Source organism: Gordonibacter pamelaeae 7-10-1-b (genome assembly GCF_000210055.1).
Taxonomy (GTDB): Bacteria; Actinomycetota; Coriobacteriia; order Coriobacteriales; family Eggerthellaceae; genus Gordonibacter; species Gordonibacter pamelaeae.
The window spans coordinates 2,718,601-2,722,325 of sequence record NC_021021.1; the positions used below are offsets into that span (position 1 = coordinate 2,718,601).

The following is a 3,725-nucleotide window of genomic DNA, read 5'->3' on the forward strand; positions in this document are numbered from 1 at the left end:
CACGGTATTGGAGTTCGGGCCGAGCTCGCGGCGGGACGGTAGCTTGCCCTCCCTGACGAGCCTGTACATGGTTGTGCACGAGACGTGCACGTAGTCGCACGCGGTCTGCACAGAGAGCCACTCCTCGCCCGCGGGCCCCTTGGAACCCGCATCGCGGCGCGGCTCGGCATCGGCGGGGGACGGCTCCTCGGCGGCCCGGAGTCGCGTCATGACGCCGAGCATCTCGGCAAGAAGGTCCTGCCGATCGTTGGTGCTGCCGGTCTTTCCTGTCTCCATGCTCGCTCGTTTCTCCGTCTTCGTGCTTTCCGAAAAGAGACATCTCCTAATCGATGCCTGGCTAGATTATTGGGAATGGGCAGGCGAGCGGCAAACGAGAGAGGCGTTTTTCGGTTCTATTCGGTTCCATTCGCCCCATCGGAGGGGTACGGGAGAATTTCTCCGCGAGGAGAGGAGGGTGCGAAACTTTGTGTTCGCAATGTGGAATCGCAGGATCGCCGATCGGCTCGGTTTTGGGCTAATAGCCCTGGCATTTCACAGTGTTTCCCCAGGTTGCAGATTGTTTCATTGTTTTTTAGCCCAAAATTAGCCCATAACCTCATCCCAAAGGGCGCTTCGACGGCGGAAAAAAGTGCCGACGTAGAGGTTCGGACAGGGGCAGAAGGAGGGCATTTTAGCCCAAATTAGCTCAAAAACAGCCTGATTTGGGCAAAAAAGGCCAGAAGCTTTGCACTTCTGACCTGGTGTTTTATGGTCGCGGGGGCAGGATTTGAACCTACGACCTCCGGGTTATGAGCCCGGCGAGCTACCAGACTGCTCCACCCCGCAACATTGGCGCCTGCCCCTCCTGTCCGGTATACTGCAAACAGGAAAAGCGGCAAGATTGAATATTACTCATGTTTCATGCAGAGGGCAAGCCTTATCTTCCTCTCCACAAAACGCACGCAATTCGAAGAAACGAATTGAGGGGAGCGGATTTCGTTGCGAAGCCCAACAGTTTGGGGAGATTGATTGGCGCGGGCGCTGCGGGGATGCAGTACAATCGACAGCGAAACCATACGCGCGGTTCGTGACGAACCGCCTACCCAAGCGAGCAAGGAGCCCAGCCATGGCCGTCATCGACGTGCATGCCCATATCTATCCCGAGAAGATCGCCGAGCGGGCGGTCGGCGCCGTGGGCGAGTTCTACCTCGTGGACATGTACGGGCAGGGCACGGCGGCACACCTGCTGGCCTCGAAGGAGCAGGCGCCCCTCACGCACTTCGTCGTGCACTCGGTGGCCACCAAACCCAGCGCCGTGGCCAGCATCAACGACTTCATCGCCGAACAATGCCGCCTCCACCCCGAATTCATCGGCTTCATGGCCATGCACCAGGACCTCGAGGACCCCGAGACGGAGATCGAGCGCGCCGTCGGCCTGGGCCTGCGCGGCATGAAGCTGCATCCCGACACCCAGAAGGTGAACATGGACGACCCGCGCCTCATGCGCATCTACGGGATGATCGAGGGTCGGCTGCCGCTCATCGTGCATACGGGCGACTACCGCACCGATTTCTCGCATCCGCGCCGGCTCAAGAACATCCTGCGCACGTTCCCCAACCTCGTGGTGGACGCGGCGCACTTCGGCGGCTGGTCCGTCCCCGAGATCGGCTACGACGTGCTGCACGAGGAGAACGTGCTCATCGACGTGTCCAGCTCCTTAGCCTTCCTGGGCAATCGGCGCACGCGCGAGCTCGTGAGCCTGTGGGGCGCCGACCGCGTGATGTTCGGCTCCGACTTCCCCATGTGGGACCCGGCGAGCGAGTACGACACGTTCACGTCGCTCGGCTTCTCCGACGGCGACTTGGAGAAGATGCTCTGGAAGAACGCCGAGCGATTCACGGGCGTGAGGGTTTAGCGGTCCTTCTCCGAGCCTTCGGCCTCGGGCTTCTGCTCAAGCACTACGCGCACCTTGTCGATGCGGTGACGGTCCATGTCCACGACGGTGAACGTGGCCTTGCGGTCGTCGTGCTCGATGGTCACGGAGTCGCCCTCTTCGGGAATGCGGTCGAACAGCGACAGCAGCAGGCCGCCCGTCGTCTCGCATTCGGAGGCCTCCTCGGGCTCGAAGCCGATGAGCTCCTCCACCTCGTCGATGGCCATGGAGCCGTCCACGAGGTAGCTGCCGTCGTCGAGGCGCACCACGTCCTCCGAGCCGCCGTGCGCGTATTCGTCGTCGATGCGGCCGACGATCTGCTCCATGATGTCGCTCATGGTGACGATGCCCGACGTGCCGCCGTGCTCGTCGATGACCACGGCGATCTTCGTGTGCTTCGCCTGCAGGATCTGCAGCAGCTTCGCGATGGGAATGCCCTCGGGCACGGCCTGGATCGTGCGGATGCGCAGGTCTTCCATCGTGCTGTCGGGCGGCAGCGTGTAGAGGTCCTTCACATGCACGAAGCCGACGATGCGGTCCTTGTTGCCGCGGCACACGGGATAGCGCGTGTACTTGTACTGCATGATGAGCGCCAGGTTCTCCTCGAGCGAATCCTCAAGGTCGAGGCAGATGACGTTGGTGCGCGGCGTCATGATGGCCTCGGCGTCCTTGTCGCCCAGGTCGAAGATGTTGTCCACGTACTCGTTCTGCTCGGGATCGATGAGGCCGCTCTCGGTGCTCTCGTCGATGAGCAGCTTGATCTCCTCGTCGGTGTACACCTCGTGCTCGTTGGCGATGTCGTGGCCGAGCAGCTTCATAACCCCGTTCGTGATGCTGTTGAACAGCCACATGATGGGGTACGTGATGCGGTAGAACCACACGAGCGGCGTGGCGGTGAACAGGGCGTAGCGCTCCGTGGAGAAGATGGCGAGCGACTTCGGTATGAGCTCGCCCACCACGATATGCAACGCGGTGATGACGACGAAGCCGATGGCGATGGCAATGCCGTGGATGGCCGCCTCGGGCAGGCCGATCGCCAGCAGCGGACCCTCGATGAGCTGGGAGACGGCGGGCTCGCCCAGCCAGCCCAGGGCGAGCGAGGCCAACGTGATGCCCAGCTGGCAGGCGGAGAGGTAGGCGTTCACGTTGTCGGCCACGAGTTTGGTGTACTTGGCGCCGGAGCGGTCCTCGTCGACGAGGATCTCCACTTGGGACTTGCGCACCCGCACGAGCGAGAACTCGGCGGCGACGAAGAAAGCGTTCATGAGCAGGAAGAAAAGGACAAGAAAAAGGCTTAACGCAACAGGCATTAAAGCAGGTCTCCTTAGTTCGGTTTTCAATGTCTGCTGGGTGCGGCTTGCCTAACCGCTCCTTCGGGCAGCAGATTTTTGACTGTCCTCGTAATTTGTACCATCCCCGGCAGCCAACGCAGGGAAAAACTACTCTTTATACAGAAGTTGACACTGTTCTGCAACGTCTTGGCAGCTGCTCGGCCGCCAACGTGACGCGATCGTAAGCGAAAGCACAGGCACGTGCAAGGTTGCCGCAGGGCAGGGGCGGTATCGTGGTAGGCGAAGAGAGCCCCCGCGAGAAGGAGCATGGCATGAAGAGAATCCTCGTCACCTTGGCAACACTGGCCGCTATGGGAGGGCTGCTGGCCTACGTGGCGCTGCAGACGCCCCGGCTCGAGAAGAACCGCTAGGCCGGAGCGGGCGCGAGCTACGCGGGTGTTTCGACGCAGGCGGCCGCCCCAAACGCAGATTATGCGCGCGCCAGTTCGCCCTCCTCCGCATCGGGTGCGGAAGAAGGGGCT

3 protein-coding genes and 1 tRNA gene are annotated in these 3,725 nt (G+C 61.7%); 1 reads left to right on the forward strand and 3 read right to left on the reverse strand.

Annotated features, from left to right (window positions below; translation table 11 throughout):
• Together GPA_RS19350 and GPA_RS12620 are read right to left on the reverse strand one after the other, a co-directional pair.
• A partial coding sequence (locus tag GPA_RS19350) for a helix-turn-helix transcriptional regulator (RefSeq protein WP_041239604.1) occupies positions 1-276 on the reverse strand: 276 nt, incomplete at its 3' end.
• A 472-nt stretch (positions 277-748) separates the two neighbouring features.
• Positions 749-825, reverse strand: a tRNA-Met gene (locus tag GPA_RS12620).
• Positions 826-1,105: 280 nt separating this feature from the next.
• On the opposite strand from GPA_RS12620, the gene GPA_RS12625 reads away from it, so the two are divergent.
• A complete protein-coding gene (locus GPA_RS12625; protein WP_015540101.1) occupies positions 1,106-1,894 on the forward strand; it encodes an amidohydrolase family protein in 789 nt (262 codons plus the stop codon).
• On the opposite strand, the gene GPA_RS12630 is transcribed toward GPA_RS12625, so the two are convergent.
• A complete protein-coding gene (locus GPA_RS12630) occupies positions 1,891-3,222 on the reverse strand; it encodes a hemolysin family protein (protein WP_041239605.1) in 1,332 nt (443 codons plus the stop codon). The two genes, GPA_RS12625 and GPA_RS12630, sit on opposite strands and share 4 nt — an antisense overlap.
• Positions 3,223-3,725: the final 503 nt, after the last annotated feature.